Origin of the sequence: Candidatus Thermokryptus mobilis, assembly GCF_900070205.1 — a bacterium.
In the GTDB taxonomy this organism is placed as follows: Bacteria; Bacteroidota; Ignavibacteria; order Kryptoniales; family Kryptoniaceae; genus Kryptonium; species Kryptonium mobile.
This window is the reverse complement of the sequence record NZ_FAOO01000009.1, coordinates 90,129-113,870: the sequence shown is the minus strand read 5'-3', so window position 1 is coordinate 113,870 and position 23,742 is coordinate 90,129. Positions and strand designations below refer to the sequence as shown.

Below are 23,742 nucleotides of genomic sequence, written 5' to 3'. Positions count from 1 at the left end.
AATAAATTTTACTTTTCCCCTATTTTTCTCCCATATTCATCATATTTGAAAAAGCCCTCGCCTGTTTTTTTCCCGAGTTTCCCTTCCCTGACAAGTTTCCTTAAAATTGGACAAGGTCTATACTTCTCACCAAGCTCCTTATAAAGCGTTTCCATCCAAGTCAAAACTTCATCAAGTCCCATAGTATCAGCCATTTCAAGTGGACCCATTTGAAAGTTATAACCGAGCTTCATCGCCGTATCAATACCTTCCGCTGTTGCTATTCCCTCCATTAGAACATGCATTGCCTCGTTTAACATGGGCAATATAACACGCGTTGTCACGAAACCGGGATATTCATAAACTTCAACAACCGTTTTCCCTATCTGCTCAGCAAAGGTTTTGACCTTTTTGAAAGTCTCGTCAGATGTTTTAAGCGCACGAACAAGTTCAACAAGTGGAACCTTTGGAACCGGATTGAGAAAGTGCATCCCGATGATTTTATCCGCTCGCTTCGTAACCTCAGAAATTTTCGTAAGTGAAAGGGTTGAGGTATTTGAGACGAAAATTGTATGCGGTGGGCAAATTTGATCAAGCTTTTTGAAAATCGCTTTTTTAAGCTCAAAATCCTCATCAACCGCCTCAATCACAAGCTCACACTCCTTAACATCCTCAATCTCTGTTGTCCAATCAATCCTTGAAAGGATTGACTTTTTCTCACTTTTCGTCATCGCCCATCTTTGAATCTCATAATCAAGCGCCTCTTCAAGTTTCTCCTTAGCAAGGTTTAATGATTCTTCATCTTTTTCAACCGCTATAACATCAAAACCCGCCTGAGCGATCGTCTGCACAATACCACGCCCCATCACTCCAACACCTATCACAGCAACATTTCTTATCCTCTGCTTTTCGGATGAACTCGGCTTTATCTCGTCAAGTATTTCCCCTAAAACACCTCTGTTTATCTCCGATTGCACTTTGACTTCACAATTTTGTTTTTAAAAAAGTTAAAAACAATTTTTAAGTTTAGCAAGGGATTTTTTAAGAAAAATTTCAACGACCTATGCTCGTTTTCCGTTTCACAATTTTTAAATCTCTCAACTGCGGCGCCTTTACCCTTATCTCAAGGTCAAATCCCTTCACATAGCCAACAGGTCTCCACTCAAAATTCGCCTCCCAACAATGCAAATCGCGATAAATGCTTATGCTTGGGACAAGCAACTGCTTTGAAACAAAATCATAACTTCCACTGCCCATTATCCGCCAATTTTTCGTTACATCAAACCCAAATGTAAACCTTAAACTTGACGATTTATATGTCTGCGCGGGATCAAAGCGGTTAAGTGAAAAATCAAAACCAAAAGATAAATTCCAGCTGAAATCAAATCCAGGTTTAAAGAATTCACGCCCTCTTAAGAAACCCTCTCCAGCCCCTTCTATCCCCTGCATTCTGTTTGATTCATCTCGCCTACTCCCAGTCAGCGAAAATGAAAAAGAAAGGTTGAAATTCGTCATCCTTGCAACTCTTCCAGTTTTAATCAATGGCTCAGTGCTTTTGAACTTATAGAAATCAAACACCGCACTTGAAAATATATCAATACCAGCGATGTTCGTCCTCGCCGTAGCAAAAAGTGGAGATAGTTTTTTGTTCGGAGCAACAAAGTTATATGTCAGAGATAAATTCAGATTTAAAAGCTGATACTTCTTTTGATTCCCTAAAGAATCCCTCGCCGATGTCTTCATCTCAAATATGTTACCTATTGAAATGCCAACTGATTGTGATTTCCCGATCGGCGCCCCACCGAAGAGTGAATTCTCAAAATAATCATACTTCACAACTCGTCCCGTTGAATCCACATAACTGCCGTAATTTCTCCAAAAGGGTGCTGAAAAATCCGGCTGATAAACAAACGAAACCGACGGCATTAATGTGTGTCTAAATCCAGATACCCCAAAAACTTCCGGTTGCCAAATGCCGTAAATCCTTGTGCTAAGTGAAACACCAAAATTGAAATATCTCGCCTGGAAAAATCCCCTCTGCACTCTTGACTCAACTTGTCTCGTTTCAGGGTTATAAAATTTCACAACTCGCCTATCATACCAGTTCTCATTGTATGTGAAGAAAGGTGTGACATTGAAATATCTGATCGTCGGGACAAAATTTACTCTAAAATTGTGCGCAACACCATACCTAAACTGCTTCGTTTTGGCTGTGCTTCTACTGTTGACAAATCTACTTGAATATCCAAAACTTATCTTTTCATACCATTGTTCGTAACCCCCAAGCGCTGAGCTTTTGGTGGCAAATGGAAAAACTTGTGGGAGTGAGAAAGAAATTTCAGGCAAAATCTCATCAACATTCCCAGTGTTAAGGTCCTGTGATCTAAAAGCATTTATTGAAATTGAACCGTTTATGCCCTCAAATGTTTTTGAGTAGCTCACATTTGAAATCAATGTCTGCTGAAGGACATCTCTGATGGTAGTCCCAGTCGCACGAAAATAATTGTTGGTTGAAATGTTAACATTTGCGCTTATTCTTGATGTCGGATCAACTACCTGGTTATGAATTAAATTCAAACGCCATTCTTTACTTGAAAATCTATCTGGGTCTTTTTCCTCGCCCGTATAAAAGTTTGCAAAGGCAAATCCGATAGCTCCACTAAATTTATATCTTAATGCATATCTAAAATCGCTCGCCACCTGCCATCCTCCTCGGGTATACCAATCAAAAGTCGTTGTAAAATCGGTGTAATCGCTCATCGCCCAGTAATAGCCAAATCGCTTAAAGTAAAAACCAGAGTTAGATGTTTGCCCCCAAACCGGTGGAATAAAACCCGACCTTCGCCCTGACTTGCTTGGAAAAACACCAAACGGCAAAATGAAAACAGGTATATCTTCAATATAAAGCACCACTGGACGAGCTATGACTTTATCGTTGATTAAAATTTTCATTTCCCGCCCTTCTATATAATAATGTGGCTCGTCGGCATCGCATGTTGTATATCTGCCCTTGTAAACAAAAAGAACATCTTTATCAACCTTTTTTATCCTGTCCCCGTAATAAAATGCGTTCTCCATTTGTGTCGTCGCTTGAGTTATCCTTCCCTTTTGCGTCTTGAAATTATATGCAAGTTTAAACCCGTGATACTCTTCACCGCCGTCATTTAAAATTGGAAGTCCCGTGAATTTCTCCCCGGTTGAATCTGGCAAGCCATACGCTTGAAGGACCGCACTATCAAGGTTCATACTCACACCCGCAGATCTTAACCTCATTGTTTTATATCTAACATCCGCTCTTCCAAACAAAAACATCTGTCTATTTTCAACATCATAAATAGCTGAATCAATTGCACTATAAACGACGACGGTATCTATATCGCTTCTTTTTGTTTTCGCCGTATCAATCTGATTTTGAGAATAAAGGGATAAAGCGAAAGTCAAAAGTGCAATTATGTTCAAGCATAAAAATTTCATACGAACCAAAAATAAAAAAGCCGTCCGCACCCTCGTCAAAGAGGGACCTGGACGGCTTGCAAGCTGGAGCGTTTGTTGTTTAATTTTGTTTTTGTTGACCTCCCTGAGCTTTATGTTGCCCAGGGACACCCTCCTTACCATAGTTCGGCTCAACGAATATCCTTTCTTCTCCCTCGGCTTCAACTCCAACAGATGTAACAGGTGCTCTCATCTGTACCTCATCAGAAGGAACCGGATGCTTGGCAAGAAATTCCTTAACAAGTCGTTCCGACTTATCTTTAAAGTATTCTGAAACGGAAAGAACGATTTTCTGCCTCTCCTTGTCAAATTCAATAACCTTCAAAGGCAATGTTTCCCCTTCCTTGAAAACTGCATGGATGTTCTTTATCTGAAATTGACCCGGCAAAAGGTGGGAAATTGGAACGAAAGCATCAACTCCATCCGGAAGTTCAACGATGACACCACGCTCAATTATCCGCGTTATCCTCCCTTGAGTTTCAGCTCCAACTTTATAAATTTGCTCAAATTTATCCCATGGGTTCGGGAAAATCTGCTTGTGCCCAAGAGTTATACGCCTCTGCTCCTTATCAATGCCAAGTATGACCACCTCAATCTCTTGTTCCTTCTTGACTACTTCACCGGGATGGCGAATCTTTTTCGTCCATGAAAGATCAGATATATGAATTAAACCATCAATTCCAGGCTCAAGCTCAACGAAAACACCAAAATTCGTAATGTTCCTCACAATACCTTTATGCTTTGAACCAATCGGATATTTCTCCTCAATCTTCTCCCATGGGTCTGGCTCAAGCCGTTTCATACTCAAAGAAAGCTTCCTGTTCTCCTTGTCAAGATGCAATATGACAGCATCAACAATCTGACCCATAGTGACAAACTGTGATGGGTGCTTTATGTGCTGTGTCCAGCTCATCTCCGAAATGTGAATTAATCCCTCAATGCCCTTTTCAATTTCAATAAAAGCTCCATAATCAGTTATAGCAACAACTTTACCGGTGACTTTTTGTCCAACCTTATATTTCTGATCAATGTTCTCCCAAGGATGCGGTTGAAGTTGCTTTAAACCAAGTGAAACGCGCTTAACTTTTTCTCCAGTTGGAAGCGTGACCTCATCAACCCTCGTGACAACCATATCAAGTTCTTGATCTAATTGAACAACCTCAGAAGGATGATTAACCCTTCCCCAAGATAGGTCGGTTATATGAATTAAACCATCAATTCCGTCCATATCTACAAAAACACCAAAGTCAACGATTGCCTTAACAGTTCCTCTGACCCTATCACCAACTTTAACCGTTTCAAAGAACTTACGCTTGCGTTCTTCAAGCTCTTTCTCAACCAGCGCCTTTCTACTTACAACGACATTTTCTGCTGCTTGATTAATTTTAACAACTTTACACTCAATTTCTCTTCCAACCCAGGCATCATAATCCCTGATCGGTTTTATATCAACCTGCGAACCCGGCAAGAAAGCGAGCAATCCATCAATATCAACAACAAATCCACCTTTAATTCTCTTAATTATCGTCCCCTTTAAAACCTCATCCTTCGCAAATGCCTCATTAACTCGTTTCCAAACCCTGAGGAAATGTGCTCTCTTATGCGAAACAACTATCTGACCTTCCTTATCCTCAACCTTTTCAATGCTGACCTCAACCCTATCACCAACCTTTAATGCCTCAGGATTCCTAAATTCATTTAAAGGAACAACACCTGGGGATTTAAACCCAATATCAATCACAACCTCTCCTCTCTCACGATCAATCTCAATAACTTCACCTTCAAGGATATCTCCCTCAACAACTTTACTTAGCGATTGCTCATAAAGTTTAAGGAGTTTTTTCTGTTCTTCTTCATCGTATCCGCCCTCGTTGTAAATTTTTATCTTGTCTCCTTTCCTCTTTTTTAAATACGAAGCCACCGTTTCGTGTTCTTCAGAACCTGTTTGCGTCCCTTGATTTAAATTTTCAAGAATTTCCGCCATCAAATCTCAACCTCCCATGTTTGGTTTTTTCGCCTGTGCGAAAGTTAACGCCAAAAGCCATCAAAAACTCGTTAACCTCACACAGGCAGGTTTAACATTTACTTTCAAGATGGCTTTTGAAAACCCTCACCTCTACCATTGCACAAATTTTCAATCGCCTTTTTAACTTCCTCCATAAGCCACTGAGGTGTTGAGGTCGCACCAGTGACACCAACCTTGTCGCAATTCTCAAACCACTTTACATCAAGCTCCTTCGGCGTCTCTATGAAATAAGTCCTCGGATTTTCACCTTTACATATCTCATAAAGAACTCTCCCATTTGAACTGTTCTTCCCAGCAACAAAAACAACAACATCAACACTTCTTGAAAACTCCCTCAATTTATCATCCCTATTTGAAACCTGCCTACAAATCGTATCCTTTGCGATAAAATCAACCTCTTCCTCTGGATTTATAACCACAAGTTCCTCAACTCTCTTTTCAAGCTCCGCCTTTATCTTGTAGAATAAATCTTTTGACATCGTCGTCTGCGAAAATAAAACAGTTTTACCCCTCAACGGGACATTATCAACCTCTTCAAGCGATTTTATAACGATTGCATTGCCATCACATTGTCCCAAAAGTCCAATCACCTCGGGGTGATCTTTCTTGCCGAAAATTACAATCTGGTAACCATCAAGATAAAATTTTCTAATTCTGCTTTGAAGCTTCGTAACAACAGGGCAAGTTGCATCAACGATCTCAACACCGTATTTCTTCGCAATCTCATATGTTGAGGGTGGCTCCCCATGAGCACGAATCAAAACCTTGGCATCCTTAACATTTTTAAGATCATTGTGACTTATCGTAACCAATCCCTTTTCTTTTAACCTTTCAACCTCAACTGGGTTGTGAATTATCTCACCTAATGAATAAAGCTTCCCTGAAGCGTTAAGCTCGCTCTCGGCTATTTCAATCGCTCTAACAACGCCCCAACAAAAACCAGCGTTTTTATCTATGACAACTTGCATTTTGTTACCTCAATTTGAATTTTGATTTATTAATTCATACGCCTTTCTCAAAACAATCTCAACCTGCTCATCTATTGTCAAATTCGTCGTATCAATCTCAAAAGCGTCATCTGCTTTCTTAAGCGGTCCCACCTCACGAGTTGAATCAAGTCGATCCCTTTCCTCAATTTCATTTATAATCTCGTCAATATCAACATCAAAACCTTGCTCCTTCATTTCCTTTTGTCTTCTTTTAGCTCTTTCTTTTACATCAGCGCTCATAAAAATTTTCAAATCGGCGTCCGGAAACACAACCGTCCCGATATCCCTCCCATCCATTACAACTCCGCCATTTTTGCCAAGCTCACGCTGTTTTTTGACCATTTCATCTCTAACTTTCGGATGAGCACTCACAACACTCACCAAAGATGTCACCTCAGGAGACCTTATCTTCTCAGTTACATCTCTGCCGTCAAGTAAAACCCTTAAATCTCCGTTTTCATACAGAAGTTCAATTTTCGTATCCCGAGTAACTTTGATAACCTCTTCCTCATCGCCTGGGTCTATACCTAACTCAATTACCTTAAGCGTCAAGGCTCTATACATTGCTCCGGTGTCTATATAAAGATAACCGAGCTTTTGAGCTACAAGTTTGGCGGTTGTGCTCTTGCCCGAACCAGCAGGACCATCAATTGCTATAATGAGCTTCCGCATAAAACCCTCAAACAACCAAGACATTTCCTTTTTCATAGCGCTTAAATATAAGAAATCGCCCTAAAATAAACAAGCCAACCCGAAAAGGTTTTTGTTTTGATGTCCTTTTTTGATAATTTAAAAGAAAAAAATCTATAGAATGCACCTCACCGAAACATTGATGTGGATTATTTTCAATATCTTCGTCCTTGGAATGCTCGCCCTTGATCTCGGTGTTTTCCATAGAAAAGCGCACGAAATTAAATTTAAAGAAGCAATAACTTGGAGCATTGTTTGGATTTTGCTCGCTTTGATTTTCAATGTCTTTGTTTATTTTTGGCACGGCAAGGACTCAGCTCTGGAATTCCTGACAGGTTATCTAATTGAAAAATCCTTGAGCGTTGACAATATATTTGTCTTCCTTATGATTTTCACCTACTTTGGCGTAAAACCCATGTATCAGCATAAAGTCCTCTTTTGGGGAATTCTCGGAGCGATAATTATGAGGGCGATTTTCATTTTCGCCGGGATTACCTTGATAAAAATCTTTCATCCGATAATATATGTCTTCGGCTTATTTTTAATCTTCACAGGCATAAAGATGGCAACACAAAAAGACAGAGAAATTCACCCTGAAAGAAATCCCGTTATAAAACTTTTCCGTAAGTTCTTCAAAATCACACCTGACTATGTCAATGGAAAATTTTTCGTAAAGCAAGGGAAAAACCTCATTGCGACTCCTCTTTTCATCGTCCTTCTCGTTGTTGAAAGCACAGATGTAATGTTCGCTATTGACTCAATCCCAGCGATAATTGCCATAACAAGAGACCCTTTCATAGTTTACACATCAAACATTTTCGCAATCCTTGGTTTAAGAGCTCTGTATTTCGCAATTGCTGGCTTTGTGACTTTGTTTAGATATTTCAAATACGGTCTTTCAATAGTGCTTGTATTCATCGGAATAAAAATGCTTATATCTGACATTTACAAAATTCCGACTCTAATTGCCCTCGCGGTTGTTTTCAGTATAATAACAATCTCAATAATTGTCTCACTTCTTGCCCCAAGCCCCAAGTTGAAACCAGCAAACCCTGGCGATGAAAAGATTGAAAATTTAAAGCAAAGTTGATACTTTAAAAACAAAAAAACACACAAAGCTATGGGAATTTCACAACTAATATCACAAACAGTTGGGTTCCCAACGGTTCGCCTTCGTAGATTGAGGATGACTGAACAATTCAGGAAAATGGTCGCCGAGACACAACTCTCGGTCAATGATTTAATCTATCCACTTTTCGTTTGCCCGGGGCAAAATGTAAAGCGTGAGGTTCGCTCAATGCCTGGGGTGTATCAGCAATCAATAGATAACTTAATCCACGACTGTGAGCAGATTTATAAACTTGGAATACCAGCGGTAATTCTATTCGGAATACCGGAACATAAAGATGAATACGGCTCCGAAGCATATGATGAAAATGGGATAATTCAAAGAGCCGTGAGAGCACTAAAAAAAGAAATACCCGAACTTGTCGTTATAACCGATGTTTGTCTGTGTGAATACACATCTCACGGACATTGTGGAATAGTGAAAGAAGTTGCTCCCGGTAAATATGAGATAGCAAACGATGAAACAGTTGAACTTCTCGCAAAGGAAGCTCTAAGCCACGCCGAAGCAGGTGCAGATATGGTTGCTCCAAGTGATATGATGGACGGAAGAGTAGCAGCCATAAGAAAAATACTTGATGAAAACGGCTTCCAAAATATCCCCATCATGGCATATTCAGCGAAATATGCCTCTGGATTTTATGGACCATTTAGAGAAGCTGCTGAATCGGCGCCAAAGTTTGGAGATAGAAAAAGCCATCAAATGGACCCAGCAAATTCAGATGAAGCCATAAGAGAAGTCGCCCTTGACATTCTTGAAGGAGCAGATATAGTTATGGTTAAACCAGCGCTTGCATATCTTGATGTGATTTATAGAGTTAAACAGGAATTTAAGGTCCCAGTAGCAGCTTATCAGGTGAGTGGTGAATATTCAATGATAAAAGCAGCTGCTTTAAACGGCTGGATTGATGAACAGAGGATAATGCTTGAGACATTAACCGCAATAAAAAGAGCCGGTGCAGATCTAATTTTAACTTATTTCGCAAAAGATGTCGCAAGGATTTTAACTTGACAAAAAAATTAACCAGACCTTATGTTTAAGATTTGCCTTGCTACCTTATTTATAACTTTGCTTTTCTCACTTGGATTATCCCAAGACACAAAGGAAAACGCCGAATTCAAACTCGCGATAAATCTTTACAACGAGGGCTTTTACGATCTTGCTATAGCACAATTAAAAAAATTTATTGACAGTTTCCCCAATAGCCCCCAAAACCCCGAAGCTCGGTTCTACCTTGGGATGGCATACTTCAAGTTGAGAAAATTTGAAGACGCTCGTCTTATATTTCAGGACTTCGCGCTTTCAAGACCAACCCACCCGAGGGCAATTGAAGCTCTTTGGAAAGTCGGCGAATGCTTCGCTGAAATGAAAAAATATAACGAAGCTGGTTCAGCCTTTGAAAGGGTTAAACTTTTCTACCCTAAAAGTCAACTCGCACCAAAAGCACTAATTGAATCGGCAAGATATTTTGAAATATCTGGAGACTTACAAAACACCAAAAAGGTTCTCACCGCACTTATACAAGAATACCCAGACAACGAGTTCTTCTACAACGCAAAATTCAAAATCGCTGAAATACTACTTAAAGAAGGAAATTTGGAAAAGGCACTCATTGAATACAAAAAAATCCACAACGAAGTTGAGGATAAAAATTTAAAGCTCAAAGCACGCTTAAACATAGCTAAAATTAACTCAATCCTTGGGAAAAGTGAGGAAGCCGAAAAAATTTTCAATGAGATAATTTCACAAAAAGACATAGACCCTGAAACAACAGCTGAGGCATATTTTGAACTCGGGAAACTTCAAGGTGAGTTCGGTGAATATGAAATTGGCATAAACTATACCCTCAAAGCACTGTCCACAATTCCAACTAAAGACACACTTGGAACTCACGCCACCATTAAACAAAAAATTCTGCTTCAGCTCGCAACCTACTATTTCAACTTAGCGGATTATCAAAATTCAATAAAATTTTACAACCAGATCATCAATACCGCATCTGAAACAGAAAACGACCCGGAACTTTTATTTAACATCGCTATCGCCTTTGATAAAATTTTAAACTATGAAAAGGCAAACGAACTTTACATCAAAATAATAAACTTTGATACCACTGCATTAAAAAACCCTAAAGCAAGCGAAATAAAAATAAATGCGATGTTAAATCTTGCCAACAACTACCTGTTGCTTGGGAAATTTGAAGAAGCAATTGAAATTTATAAAAGATACCTTGAAACATATCCAACACATAACGCCGTTCAAAGTGTCTTGTTCAAAATAGCCCAAACCTATGAGGAGAAAATAAAGGACTATAAAAAAGCGATCTTCTATTACACCGAACTTATAAACCGATTCCCACGAAGCGAATATATTGATGAATCACTTTATCACATTGGGCTATGCCATTTAAAAAGAAACGAAACAGAAGAGGCAAAGGCAAGCTTTGAAACATTGATAAACGAATACATATCGTCCGAATTCTATGAAAGCGCCCTTGAAAAACTTGAAGCACTGCGTAGAACCCAAACCCAAAGCCAAGTTGATCAAGTTGCTAAAATAATTGATTTGATCAGCGATGTCCTCGCAAACAAACCAAGATGGGAGATATTTCTTAAAATCGCTGACTTTTATAATTTCAGTTTGAAAGATTATGCGAACGCTCTTAGGTATTACAATCTTGCCATTTCAGAGGGTAATTTTGACAATAAGACGCTAAACTATGTGAATTATCAAAAATCAAACTGCGCTTACTATCTTTTCGCTGAAAACAAGATAAGTTCCGACTCAGCAAAAAACATAATTCAAAACTTCATAAACTCAACCTTCGGCGAGGATTCAATTGAAAAGGCAAAGGTTGATACCGCTATCTTCTACCTTTACAAGGTTCAAACATCGGGACTAACTCAAGATGGGCGAAGGAAAATCGCAAGCGAATTCTTAAATAAATATCCAAGCTCAAAGTTCGTCGGCTATTTCCTCATTGAGTTGATAAATTACAACATTTCAAACGGTTTATGGAAAGAAGTGATAAAAATTTCAACCGAAAACTTCAATAAGTTTGACAAAACACAAATACCCGAGGTTTTATTCAAAAGGGCTTACGCATATTACAAAGACAACGACAAACAAAAATCCCTTACCGATTTAAATTTACTTTTAAAAAATTATCCATCTAATTACAACGCCAGAGCTTTGGACTTACAAGCGCAGATTTTCAAAGAGGTTAAAGCATACCCTGATGCTGTAAATGTCCTGCGCGAGATTGAGAAAAATTACTTTTACACGGACTTGGCAAATGATGTGAAGTTAAAAATCGCTGATATTTACTTTGAATCACGCGATTACATAAAGGCAATAGACGAATACAAAAGTTATCTTTCATCGCTTGATTTTTCAAGTCGTCTCCGAGTACCCGAGGTCCTTTTTAAAATCGCTTCCGCTTATCAAAATCTCGGCGATATAGCAAACGCAAAAAGGTATTACAAGCTTTATCTTTCAACTCCAAAGCCAGCGCCTGGGATAACGCTTCAAGCGATGTTGCCCTCAGCTGGGGAGGCATATCATGCCCTTGGAAATATCTACCGAAGCGAGGGGATAAACGAAAAAGCAGTTTATTACTTTGAGAAGGCGGGTAAATTCAACTCAAAAATTACAAAAGAAACCACACTTGAAGCTGGTGATATACTCTTTGAAAACGAAAGATATGACGAGGCGCTAAAAAAATATAACGAAGCGTTCAAACTTGCAGAAAATGATTCGGAAAAAGCCCTAATCCAGTCAAAGGCAATAATATGTTACTACAGAATGAATGACATTGACAATGCGAACAAAATGATAAACTCATTCAAACAAACTTTTTCAAAATTTGACATAAAAAATTACCTCGCTGAATTTCAAATTGAGTTTGCTGGATATTACATCAGAAACAAAGACAACGCAAACGCCAAGAAAATTCTTGACGAGGTCGTAAAAAACTATCCCAACACGAAGTTTGAAAACCTCGGGCGATATTGGATGGCAAAGCTTGAAGAGATCAATGGAAACACTGAAAGCGCTCTTAAATACCTGACCGATCTTAATAAAAAACCATTAGACAAGGACCTAAAACTGCGGGTTAATTTGTCGCTTGGCAATATATATTTCAAGCTTGAAAAATACGACTCCGCCACAATTTTTTACAGATTTGTCGTTGAGACATCAGATGAACCGAAAATTTTAAAATCAGCTATGAGCAATCTTCTCGCTTGCTATGAAGAACTTGGATATTACGAGCTCGCCCTTGGTATAGCAAGAAAATACATTGAGAAGTTCCCAAACGCCGAGGACCTGATTGATAAAAAGATAAAGATAGGTCTTATGTATGAAATGCTTGGGAACTATGACCTTGCTCTTTCATATTTCCAAAGTTTGCTTGAAGAAGCAGATAAGGACCTTGAAGCCGAACTTCACTATTACATCGGCGAAGTGCTTTATTACAAAGGCGAATACGAACAAGCGATACTTGAATTTTTAAAAGTCCCGTTTCTTGTGACAAAGAAAACGAAAATTGACTGGACAGCAAATGCCTTCTACATGGCTGGACAGTCATATGAAAAGATGAAAAAATATGATCAAGCTATAAACATGTATCAGCAAATAATTGACAGACCTGGGATTGACCCGATTTTCAAGTCAGGTGCACAAAAAGAAATTGAACGAGTGAAATCGCTTTTAAAACAATAAAAATGGTGGGGTATAAAATGTTTGAGAAGGAAGTTCAAAACACAAAACAAAAAATTCTATCGTTTGCCGAGGGCAAGGAAAAGATATCATTGTCTGATATTTTGAACTTGGACATACCAAAATCATTGAAAGATTATTTCAACATTTTCGCCGAAAGAGTGTTAAGCGAGGAACTCTTAAAAATCCTATACTCCAAAAGATTTGACCAAAACAATGTGAATTTCATTGAAGCGAGGAAGAGATTTTTAAACTCATTAAAAGAAGCTTTGCTTTTCACTCAAGAAGAATTTGAAAACGCATCTGATAAAGCATCAAGATTTGCGATAAATTTCATTTTAAGACCTGAATGGACGCTGACGAAAATTATTTTTAAAAACGAGAATGTCAAGACAACAGCACAAATAATTGAATCTATTTCAAGTTTCAGTGAATATACCTATTACCGAAAGTTGATGGAGAAAATTTTTGAGAGATATCCACAAGATAATATCACGGTTGAATTTTTTCAGCGATTGCTTCGCAAAATTGATGAGGAGGTTTTCAAAAATGTCTCACTCAAAGAGGTACTTGAGATAATTGACCCCATTTTCAATTTTTTCAAATTTGCAAGTGAAAGCACAAGCGTCCCAGCCGAGGCGTTTTTAATCTTCTTCAGGGATAAAGGATTGGAAAATCTCGCAAAGGAAATTGAATTAGAGAAGGACCTTCATGGAAAACCGAGATTGACAAAATCCGATATTGAGATAATTTTAAAACGGGTGCTAAAACCACAAGAAATTAAAGAGCAAATACAAGAACTAAAGGAAACTGAAAATCAAGTTGAACCAGAAATTGAAACGGAGCCAACCCCAAAATTATCAACTTTGCCGGATTTAAACCTATTCTTTGATGAGAAAGCTAGAGATAAATTCATAAAGAAAATTTTCAAGCGTGACGCTGATAAATTTTACGACGCCATTGAGAAACTCAACGGGATTAACAATTGGAAAGAGGCATCCGCTTTTATTGATTCAATTTTCATACAAAATGAGATTGACCCTTACTCTGACGAAGCAGTTGAATTTACCGATCTTGTCTATAGAAGATACTTCCCGGGGATAAGGTAAGATGTTTTTGATTGACTATGCCAAAATACATGTCAAAGCCGGTGATGGAGGTAATGGTTGCATTAGTTTCAGAAGGGAAAAATATGTTCCCAAAGGCGGTCCAGATGGGGGCGATGGAGGAAAAGGAGGGGATGTAATCATCAGAGCGGATAAAAACCTATCAACCCTTCTTGATTACAGGTACAAAACATTTTACAGAGCTGAAAATGGCGAACACGGCAAAGGCAAAAACCAACATGGTAAAAATGGTGAAGATATAGTATTACTTGTCCCTTGTGGGACAGTTGTAAAAGATGCTCAAACTGGCGAAATTTTAGCCGATCTCATAAATGATGGGGATGAGGTCGTTATCGCAAGAGGTGGTAGAGGCGGAAGAGGAAACGCAAGATTTGCAACACCAACAAATAGAGCACCAAGGTTTGCAGAGAAGGGGGAAAAGGGAGAGGAAAGGGAAATTGAACTTGAACTTAAACTCATAGCTGATGTTGGCTTGGTTGGGTTTCCAAATGTTGGGAAATCAACCCTTATTTCAAAAATTTCTGCTGCTAAACCCAAAATTGCCGACTACCCATTCACAACTTTACAACCGAACCTTGGAATTGTAAGATATGATGAGTTCAAAAGTTTTGTCGTCGCAGATATGCCAGGTCTAATTGAAGGAGCTCACGCTGGAAAAGGGCTTGGGATTCAATTCTTGAAGCATATTGAAAGAACAAAACTTATCGCAATGATGATTGAGTGCATAAGTCCCAACCCAGTTAAAGATTATCATACGCTTTTAAACGAGATGCGACTTTTTTCTGAAAAGTTAATTGAGAAACCACGAATCATAGCAATCACAAAAATTGACCTCGCGGATGAAAAACTCAGAAAAAAAATTGATAATTTGAAGTTTGAAGAGGATATCCCGGTCGTGAAAATATCAGCGATAACTGGCGAAGGATTAAAAGAATTGATAGATTTAATGTGGGCTCAACTTATGAAAATAAAAGAAAAAGAACTCGCAACTCAACAAAATGATTGAGGCACTGCACAATTCAATCTTTTATGAAAAACCGGAAGTCGTAAGTTCAGCCCCTGGAAAACTCAACCTAATGGGAGAGCACACACAGTATAGCGATGGTTTTATATTCTCAATAGCCATAAACCGAAGAGTTTATGTAAGTGTCTCCTCAAGAAGCGATGATAAATTCATCGTCTATCTCGCCAGGGAAAACTCCCTTGATATAATCACCAAGAAATCGCTCAGCAAAATTGAAAAGAACGAACCGATAACACCCGTAAAGGCGGTTTTAAATTCCCTTCTTGAATTTGATATACCCGGGCTTAACATTTGTTTAGTCAATGAGATACCACCTGAACTTGGACTTTCTGAAATATCAGCTGTTTCAATTGCGCTTTATTTTGCGATCCGTCAACTTCAAAATCTTGAAATTGAAAACGACAGAATATTCAACCTATGTGAAAAGCTGGAGAGATATTTCTCGCCTTTTTACGAAAGCAAATCCGATTCAATCGCCTTGACCATGGCCAGAAGCGACAACGGGATTCTTGTTGATTGTAGAAATTTCAAGTATGAATATGCGCCAATATCAAAAAACTTCAAAATTTTAATCATTGACCCACGCGTAGGAGAGGTAAAAAGGACAATTGAAGATTTTCTAAAAAGGGGAAAGGAATGTAAAGATGCACTTGAAGTTATTTCAACGCTAAACCCACAGATTCATTCCCTTCGTGACCTTACGGTTGATGAACTTAACAGATACTCAAACTTTCTTGATAAGACCTCTATCCAAAGGGTTCGTTATATAGTCAGCGAAAATGAAAGGGTTTTAAACTTTGTCATCGCCTTAAGGCGTCGTGATATATCAATGTTGGGTAAATTGCTCTTTGACTCCCACTTAAGCTTGCGTAACGATTACGAAGTCAGCACTTCTGAAATTGATTCAATAATTGATATATCCGCTACGATAAGCACAGTTGTGGGGGCTAAACTTTTCGGAATAAGTAATGGGGCGTTTGTGCTTACACCGAGAAATAAAGCAGGCGAGGCAATAAGAGTCATATCCGAAAAATTCTATGAAACTTACGGGAGGAAAGTTAAAATCTATGTCACCTCGCCCGAAAACGGAGTTGAAGTAAAACTCGTATCTTAATTACGCCACAGATATTGCACCTTCAAGAAAATCTCCTGATTCAAACGCTTCACACCGTAAACATCCCCAAAATCAAGCATATTAACAGTTGAACCAATGTAAAATATCGTGAAGGGATTTAACTTAAAGCTCAACAACGGAAAAACTTGGATTGAACCGCTGAATGAGTCATATTGAGTTATCAACCTTACGAACAAGTTCGGATTAAACTGATAAATCCCAACAATTCCAGCGACATATCCATCGTAGAATAACTCCCCCGTTTTATCATCCTCTAATCTCGCTTTTGAATACCAAGATGATATTTCAATTTTATCCGTCGGCTTCAAGCGAACATACAGATTAAAATCCCTCGCAAACCCAAGTTTCGGCTCAGAAGTCCTGTAAATTTTTCTACCATATTCAAAGTTCAACGATAAAGATAAAAATCTAAATGGCGTTGAATAAACATTTCCAAAAGCTCGGCGCACACGCATAAATTTTCTCCCAGCGAAAATTTCTTCATTGATCGGAAGAAATCCCACAAAAAGTTGCGTTTGCCCTTTAAGCTGAGCCCTTAATCCAAGCATAATCCAGCGTTCCTTCCTTGCACCCGAATGATTAAAATTGAGTCCGAAATTAGTTAAAAGCTCCCACAAATCAACAACCGCACCTCTAGGATAAAAGTTAAACCTGTTCTCAATGTGGATCCATCTTAAATTATTTCTTGTTATAAAACCGAGATTTGATTGAAAGGTTGGGGAAAAATCGCGATAGTTTATCTCAAACTCGTGATACTTCGCAAATTTCATAAACCTCAAAGTCATTCCGTATCCAGCATATCTCTCCCCATCAAAAGAAGCAGTATAACCCGTTTCGCCAAATTTTCTATCAGTTGAAAACAAATCAGGTCTGTTCAATTCCTTTGTCAAACTGTAGATGAACTGCCCCCTGAAATAGTAATTTTTCCAGAAGAACAGATTCCAATCAAACCCACCAACATAGTTATATGCGTTTGTAAAATTTCTTCCTGTTAAAAACAAACCCGTATATGATTGCTCACCGAAATCATACCTTGCTCTTGCTACATTCACAAGCGAACTCAATGAAGTTGAAACAGTTGAACTCCTTTCTTCACCCGGGACTATAAAAGGTGTTTTTTTGTCAAATGAGGAAAGATAAGCAAGCGAGAGTCGTTCCATTTTCGTTTTAAGTTTTAAGGCATAAAGTGGGTTATTTATCATCCTTGAATAAAAGATGTTGATCGGGGATTGGTAAACTTCAATACCTTCAAGGAAAAAAGGTCTTTTCTCGGGATAATAAAGCGCATGTGTTGTATTAACGCTTATCTGATAAGCATCCGTTTCAACCTGACTGAAGTCGGGATTTAGAACACCTTCAATTGTTATCTCTGGATTTGGAGAAAATTTAACACCAAAACCAGCTCTTAGCCTTACAGGTTCATTTTTAAAATCTAATGATGGGTCAGCGTCAGGTAAATATCCATCTTGATAACTCATAGCATAAGGGAGAAACTCAACAAAGCTTACAGAAGGTATCTCATCAAGACCTGCTAGTTTTCCCGTTTGACATAAAAAGCAGGGATTATTTTTATCAAATGGCGTCCAAGAGAAAATATATCTGCTCTCGCGCGGGTAATTTCTACCTATCATCATATTCCATTCGTGTCCTTTTTTCTGAGGAAATCTCAAACTTTTAAAGGGGATTGCTATCTCAACTGTCCAGCCAGAGTCATTTATTACCCCAGCAGAATACCAAATGAGGTCAAAGTTCATATCTTCTCTGTTCCCACTTCTAATCCCATCTCCCTGAATCCCATATGGATTTACCGCAAACTGATAAGCGTTTTGATTATCCCCATATGTATCAATGATTAAAATTACAAAATCGTCTTCCCAAATTTTATCTCTATCAGTTATGTGCGCTCTAATTTGTTTTGGATTTGTATCGTAGCAAATAAATCCGAAGTAAAGGTTTTGATCATCGTAAAGGACCATTGCGGTTGTCTTTTGTGATGCGGGTGCGTTATCCCAAATTTGAATTTCGTAATTTAAATCAACTTTTTCGGCGATTTGCCAAGATGGTTCGTCAAGTTTCCCATCAATGTTTAACTTCTCATCAATTTTAACCGCCTTTATCCTATAGACCTCTTGCGCTGATAAAATAAACGGCAAGATCAAAAGCAAAAGAAGGGATAAAAATTTTCGCATGTGCTTCAATTACTTTTGTTTTACTTTCGCTTTCAAATTTATATGACGCTTAAGCGTCACCTAAAGTTACAAAAATAAAAAGGGCGGGCAAAAAGCCCGCCCTAAAGAGAGTCAAGATGAAAACATCGGATCAGAAGAAAATATGATAAATAAGCACGATATTTCTCCCCGGCATCGGTGCAAAGTCCTTGATCCTTGAGAGATGGTCATAATATCTCCTGTTCGTCAGATTCTCAACATTAAGATTTATTTCCTGAGCAAAGCCCTTCATAGGCAATCTCAAACCAAGATGCAAGTTGAAGATAACATAACCCGGGGTGCGTGTTTCAGTGGGAGCAATTTTATTTTGTGAAGAGACCGCTTTAACTTCAACTCCAAAATTAAACTTGCTCGTCCTGTATTCAACGCTCGCTATGCTTCTAAAAGGCGGTATGAAAGGCAGATATTCATCCACATCTCTTCGTTTCCCTTCAACATAATCAAAAAGAAGTGAAGCATTAAAGTTTTTAAAAAGTTGGGTTTCAAACTTCGCTTCAAATCCCCTCAGAAAAGCATTTGCAGCTTTATATTCGTAGATCGGTAGATTTGAACTTGTGTCTATTCTTCCGGTGTTGAAAGGATAGGTGAAATCATTAACATAGTTCAAGAAGAGTGAGATATCAGCCGTTGATTTTTCGGATAAAAGTTTTAAAGATAAATCAATTTCATTTGATGTTTCAGGTTTGAGATTTGGATTTCCAATTTCAAAGCTTTGTGTTCCAAGATGTGGACCATAAGCGAAGAGCTCTTGAAGGGACGGGACTCTAAAACCACGCGAGAAGCTTAATGAAACAGACACAGGATTGCCCGACTTGTAAACAATGCCAGCGGAGCTTGAAAACACACCAAATTTTTTATCCTGCGCTTGTATACCCTCAAATTCTTTTGATCTCACCCTTGCGTAATCAAACCTAAATCCAGTTTGCAATGTTAAATTCCCAAGCCCGAGTTCTTCATAAAGCACAAGAGAAGCAAGATAAAGATTTGCATCGGCGAAAAATTTTTCTTCTCCGATAGTGCTGTAGTTTTGATAAATAAAGCTAGCCCCAAGCATACCATCAAAGCTTCCAAACCTTGAATGTTTAAGTTTAATGTCAGCATTGGTGGTTTTAATTTTTATATGTGTTGCCGTTTCACCACCTTCAATCTCGCGATGGTCATAATTGGTTTGATTTAAATGAAGTTCAGTTCCCTGGATGATTTTACCCTCAAACTTCAAATCCGTTTTAAACTCATATTTATCTCTTCTGATTTTAAACCTTGGCATCTCTTCCTCTACCTCACCTTCTTGGTGCTCATGCGGTATTCCATAATCGCCCGTATAATTTCTAAAAGCAAAGCCAGAGCTGAAATTTCTTGTGTGATAGGCAACACCAAGTGAGGAGCTTAAATTTTTTGAGTTAGTGTTTTCCAACTCACCCGAGGGTATCTTAACATTATTATTTTGCCTATAACCGAATTCTCCTCTCAAAGCAAAATTCTTAAACCCGTAGTCAAAGAAACCAACCCCAGCTAATCCTGAATTAACTGACTCACCTGTCAATCTTAATGAACCTCTTAATTTATCATGAACCGTTCTCGGTATATCGTTTGAGATAACATTTATTACACCTCCTAATGCGTTCACGCCATAAAACAAGCTTGCCGGACCGCGAATTATTTCAACTCTTTCAACCGAAGCTGGATCAAAAGAGACAGCATGGTCTGGTGTTAAATCCGAAGCATCACCAATTCTAATCCCATTGTCAAGAATCAAAATCCTTGTTCCCGTTAGACCACGAATCACTGGGCGTCCAACAGCTGAGCCATTATATTCAAGGTTTATCCCTGGCTCATAAGAGAGCGTTTTGGCGAGATTTTCACTCAACCTTAAACCGAGTTTATCCTCGTCAAGAATAGCTATCGGTTGATGAATTTCAAAAGGACTTCGCTCATACATCGTCCCGGTGACAACCACATCAGGCAAGGATATAACGGTTTGTTCAAGTTCAACCGTAACTTCAGTACTTAAACCATCTTTAACCTCCGCCTTTTTACGAGATTTTTTATAACCCACATAACTTACCTCAATTGTATAATTTCCCGCTGGAACACTTTGAATGACAAATGTTCCATCGGTTTTTGTAATTGTTCCCCTCTTAACCTCAATGAGATGAACATCCGCTGCCGGAAGTGGTTCTCCAGTTGATTTATCTATAACCTTGCCTTTGATCGTCCCTTGAGAAAATAAAGCTGTGTAAAATGCAAAAATGAATACAAAGAGGCTCAAACGCATATCTCTAACAAAATTTGTTTTTGAAAGTTTTTGAAAGTTTTTTAAACTGAAAAATTGCGAATGGATTCAAAAATTAACCAAGGGTGGGGCTCTTTTCGGAAGCAGGAAGTGGAAATCGGACTTGATGAGGAGGAAAAATTTAACAAAAAGAGGATTGGAAATCTCGGACGGGGAAGCAAGGGAATATAACCGCGTGTGGAAATAGTTAAACTGAGAGGTAACGACAACAGCTGATTCTTTTAAACTTGGGTGAAATTTATGGTTTAAGCATTTGTGCTCCGAGATGCTTTCGTATCCTACGCTGAAATTCCAATCAAAGTTAGAGACATTGTAATTTAAGGCGAGAAGATAAAAGAGAAAAGTTAAAACTATGTAAACTTTCTTTCGCCTCAATTTTTCAATTTCCTATATTTTCCAAAACTTCATTATAAAAAACACGCCCCGCAAAAATTTTGTTCCACACTGAACCGTTAGAAGCCGAGAATTCTCTTCAAATTCCCCGAGAGGATTTTTTGAATTTCATCGTCGCTCAATCCAAGTTCCTGTAATATCTCAATTTGCTGGTTCAAAATATCAATTCTATATCCGCGTGGAAAAACACCGCTGTCAGTTCCAAATATAATTCTATCAACGCCGAAGACATCAATGACTTTGGCGAACACAGTTTTAAGGTCAATGTTATAAGGCAAAACCTTTATCCACGAGTTTGAACTTGAAGTGTCAAGATAGACATTTTTACATTGTGACCCAAGCATTAAAACTTCGCGAAGATATCCAGCACCAAAATGCGGTATTATGAAATTGACATCAGGATGTCTAACAGCAACTCTATGAAGGTCTGTTGGGTTGCTGTAAGTTCCATCAATTTGGTCTCTAATTCCGATGGCTTCACGAATTGGAATTTTTAGAATTCCAAAATGTGTCAAAATCACGCAGTGATATTTTTCAGCGATAAGATAAATTTTTTCAAGAAGTTCATCGTGAACATGGACATGATATAATGCTGGAAATAAAATTAAACCTTTCATCCCCATATTTTCCAGTGCGTGCTTTATCTCAAGATCAATATTTTCAATCAAAGGATTCAGCGTGAAAAAACCGATAAATTTATCCGGGAAAGCAGCTATAGCGGTTGATACGGAAAGAATATCCTCGGGGATGCTCGCAAACAGGACAATTTTTGAAATCCCGTATTTTTCCATCTCATCAATCCATCTTCTGGCAAGTTGAACAGGGCTGACAGGTGGTGTCTCTATGCCGAAATTTTCCCTCAAACGAGCGAATTCATCGCTTAACGATATCTCTTTATCCTTCATCCTTATTAATGTTTTAAAAAAGTTGAAGGAGAAAAAATGAACGTGGGCATCCCAGACCTCAAATTTTTGTCCCGACATCGCCAACCTCAAAAAGTTTTGTAAGTTTCAACTTAAAAATATCAAAATTAATGTTACTTTTCAAGCGAGCTAAATTTGATTTTTTTGGTTGGAATTTGTAAATAAACTAAAAAAGCGACCCAAACATGAAAATCCGCCTGCAAATACTTCTCTTGCTTGTCCCAATTTTCGCATCTTCACAACCATCTGTCAAGTTAAATCAAACCGTGCTTGAAATAATTCAAAAAATATCCGCTGACAGCATAAAAAGGAACATTGAAAAACTTGTTAGTTTTCACACCAGGCATTCGCTTTCTGATACAAGTCACCCATCAATTGGTATAGGTTCAGCGAGACGATGGCTTAAATCAGAGCTTGAAAGATATAGCAGACAGTCGGGTGGAAGATTGAAAGTTGAATTTGACGAATTTATAGCACCACAAGGACCAAGGGTTCCAAGACCAACGAAAATGGTAAATGTCATAGGGATTTTACCGGGCAGAATTCACAAAGATAAAGTTTACATTGTAAGTGCTCACTATGACTCAAGGGCTGGCGATGCACTTGATTCAACTGGGTTTGCGCCCGGGGCAAATGATGATGGAAGCGGAACAGCAGCAGTTCTTGAACTTGCGAGAGTTTTAAGTAAATATGAGTTTGACTGCACGATTATGTTTGTTTTGTTCGCTGGCGAAGAGCAAGGACTACTTGGGAGTAGACATCTGGCAAAAAAGTTAAAGGACTCCGGAACGCTCGTCCTTGGTGTTTTAAACAACGACATAATTGGAAACACACTTGGTGGCAATGGCATAAACGATAACACACAAGTTAGAATTTTCTCCGAAGGTTTACCGCTTTCAAGAGATGAAAATATGTTGAGGTTAATTGCAAGCGTTGGGCTTGAAAATGATTCCCCATCAAGGCAACTTGCAAGGTATATAAAAGATGTCGGTGAGAGATATTTGCCAAATTTCAAGGTTAATCTCATCTTCAGACGTGATAGATTTCTGCGCGGTGGGGATCACATCCCGTTCAATGAGCAAGGTTTCCCAGCTGTTAGGATAAGTGAAATGAACGAAAACTACAATCATCAACATCAGGATGTCAGGGTTGAAAATGGCGTTAAGTATGGTGACCTCCCTGAATTCGTTGATTTTGAATACTGTGCGAATGTGACCCGTTTAAACGCTATCGCTCTTTATCATCTCGCAAATGCTCCACTACCACCCAAAAATCCAGTTATAAAAGTCGCTGAGCTTGAGTATAACACAACTTTGAAATGGGAGATGAACTCGGAGGATGACCTTGCTGGATATAACATTTGCATAAGGGAGACAAGCTCACCTTTCTGGGAGAAGAAAATCTTTGTTGGGAAGGTAACCGAGTTCACATTGAAAAACATTTCAAAGGATAACTTCATCTTTGGGATACAAGCGGTTGACATTGATGGGAATGAAAGCCCCGTTGTAATACCATTACCAAGCGGTCGTTAAACCATCTCTCAATGGCTTGAGAGGAAAATAAAAAATTAAATTTTATGATGTCAAACTTTTTGCATC

Annotated in this window: 15 protein-coding genes; 7 read left to right on the top strand and 8 right to left on the bottom strand. The window is 38.5% G+C overall.

Features of this window, described 5'->3' with window-relative positions:
• Nucleotides 1-8: 8 nt before the first annotated feature.
• The 5 genes from FKZ43_RS07315 to cmk all read right to left on the bottom strand — a co-directional run bounded on the left by FKZ43_RS07315 (nt 9) and on the right by cmk (nt 7,158).
• Complete coding sequence (locus FKZ43_RS07315; protein WP_419951032.1) at nt 9-920, bottom strand: 3-hydroxyacyl-CoA dehydrogenase family protein; 912 nt, start codon at nt 918-920, stop codon at nt 9-11.
• Between the two features lie 112 nt (nt 921-1,032).
• A complete protein-coding gene (locus FKZ43_RS07310; RefSeq protein WP_140945226.1) occupies nt 1,033-3,453 on the bottom strand; it encodes a putative LPS assembly protein LptD in 2,421 nt (806 codons plus the stop codon).
• A gap of 79 nt (nt 3,454-3,532) precedes the next feature.
• A complete protein-coding gene (rpsA, locus tag FKZ43_RS07305; protein WP_140945225.1) occupies nt 3,533-5,455 on the bottom strand; it encodes a 30S ribosomal protein S1 in 1,923 nt (640 codons plus the stop codon).
• Nucleotides 5,456-5,559: 104 nt separating this feature from the next.
• Nucleotides 5,560-6,465, bottom strand: coding sequence for a 4-hydroxy-3-methylbut-2-enyl diphosphate reductase (locus FKZ43_RS07300; RefSeq protein ID WP_140945224.1), 906 nt, complete (start codon nt 6,463-6,465; stop codon nt 5,560-5,562).
• Between the two features lie 9 nt (nt 6,466-6,474).
• Nucleotides 6,475-7,158, bottom strand: coding sequence for a (d)CMP kinase (gene cmk / locus FKZ43_RS07295; RefSeq protein ID WP_140945223.1), 684 nt, complete (start codon nt 7,156-7,158; stop codon nt 6,475-6,477).
• Nucleotides 7,159-7,318: 160 nt separating this feature from the next.
• On the opposite strand from cmk, the gene FKZ43_RS07290 reads away from it, so the two are divergent.
• The 6 genes from FKZ43_RS07290 to FKZ43_RS07265 are packed head-to-tail and all read left to right on the top strand — an operon-like array spanning nt 7,319 to nt 16,286.
• Nucleotides 7,319-8,266 carry a TerC family protein gene (locus FKZ43_RS07290; RefSeq protein WP_320415054.1) on the top strand — a complete coding sequence of 316 codons (948 nt, stop codon included), beginning with the start codon at nt 7,319-7,321 and terminating at the stop codon, nt 8,264-8,266.
• 30 nt (nt 8,267-8,296) lie between these two features.
• Nucleotides 8,297-9,313: a porphobilinogen synthase gene (gene hemB, locus FKZ43_RS07285; RefSeq protein WP_140945221.1), complete on the top strand. Its 1,017-nt coding sequence runs from the start codon at nt 8,297-8,299 to the stop codon at nt 9,311-9,313.
• A gap of 21 nt (nt 9,314-9,334) precedes the next feature.
• Complete coding sequence (locus tag FKZ43_RS07280; RefSeq protein ID WP_140945220.1) at nt 9,335-13,024, top strand: tetratricopeptide repeat protein; 3,690 nt, start codon at nt 9,335-9,337, stop codon at nt 13,022-13,024.
• A gap of 17 nt (nt 13,025-13,041) precedes the next feature.
• Nucleotides 13,042-14,130, top strand: coding sequence for a DUF8457 domain-containing protein (locus FKZ43_RS07275; RefSeq protein ID WP_140945219.1), 1,089 nt, complete (start codon nt 13,042-13,044; stop codon nt 14,128-14,130).
• A gap of 1 nt (nt 14,131) precedes the next feature.
• The gene (gene obgE / locus FKZ43_RS07270) at nt 14,132-15,154 is read left to right on the top strand and encodes a GTPase ObgE (protein ID WP_140945218.1); all 1,023 of its coding nucleotides are present in this window, start codon (nt 14,132-14,134) and stop codon (nt 15,152-15,154) included.
• A complete protein-coding gene (locus FKZ43_RS07265; protein ID WP_140945217.1) occupies nt 15,147-16,286 on the top strand; it encodes a galactokinase in 1,140 nt (379 codons plus the stop codon). Before obgE ends, FKZ43_RS07265 begins: the two co-directional genes overlap by 8 nt.
• On the opposite strand, the gene FKZ43_RS07260 is transcribed toward FKZ43_RS07265, so the two are convergent.
• The 3 genes from FKZ43_RS07260 to FKZ43_RS07250 form a co-directional block, all read right to left on the bottom strand.
• Nucleotides 16,283-18,496 (bottom strand): carbohydrate binding family 9 domain-containing protein, encoded by a 2,214-nt coding sequence (locus FKZ43_RS07260; RefSeq protein ID WP_140945216.1) that lies wholly within the window; start codon nt 18,494-18,496, stop codon nt 16,283-16,285. The genes FKZ43_RS07265 and FKZ43_RS07260 overlap by 4 nt on opposite strands.
• Nucleotides 18,497-18,626: 130 nt before the next feature.
• Complete coding sequence (locus FKZ43_RS07255; protein WP_219916512.1) at nt 18,627-20,804, bottom strand: TonB-dependent receptor; 2,178 nt, start codon at nt 20,802-20,804, stop codon at nt 18,627-18,629.
• 476 nt (nt 20,805-21,280) lie between these two features.
• Nucleotides 21,281-22,204, bottom strand: a complete 924-nt coding sequence (locus FKZ43_RS07250; protein WP_140945214.1) for an amidohydrolase family protein — start codon at nt 22,202-22,204, stop codon at nt 21,281-21,283.
• Nucleotides 22,205-22,329: 125 nt separating this feature from the next.
• Here FKZ43_RS07250 and FKZ43_RS07245 point away from each other — a divergent pair, with 125 nt between their 5' ends.
• Nucleotides 22,330-23,676, top strand: a complete 1,347-nt coding sequence (locus tag FKZ43_RS07245; RefSeq protein WP_140945213.1) for a M28 family peptidase — start codon at nt 22,330-22,332, stop codon at nt 23,674-23,676.
• The last annotated feature ends 66 nt before the right edge of the window (nt 23,677-23,742 follow it).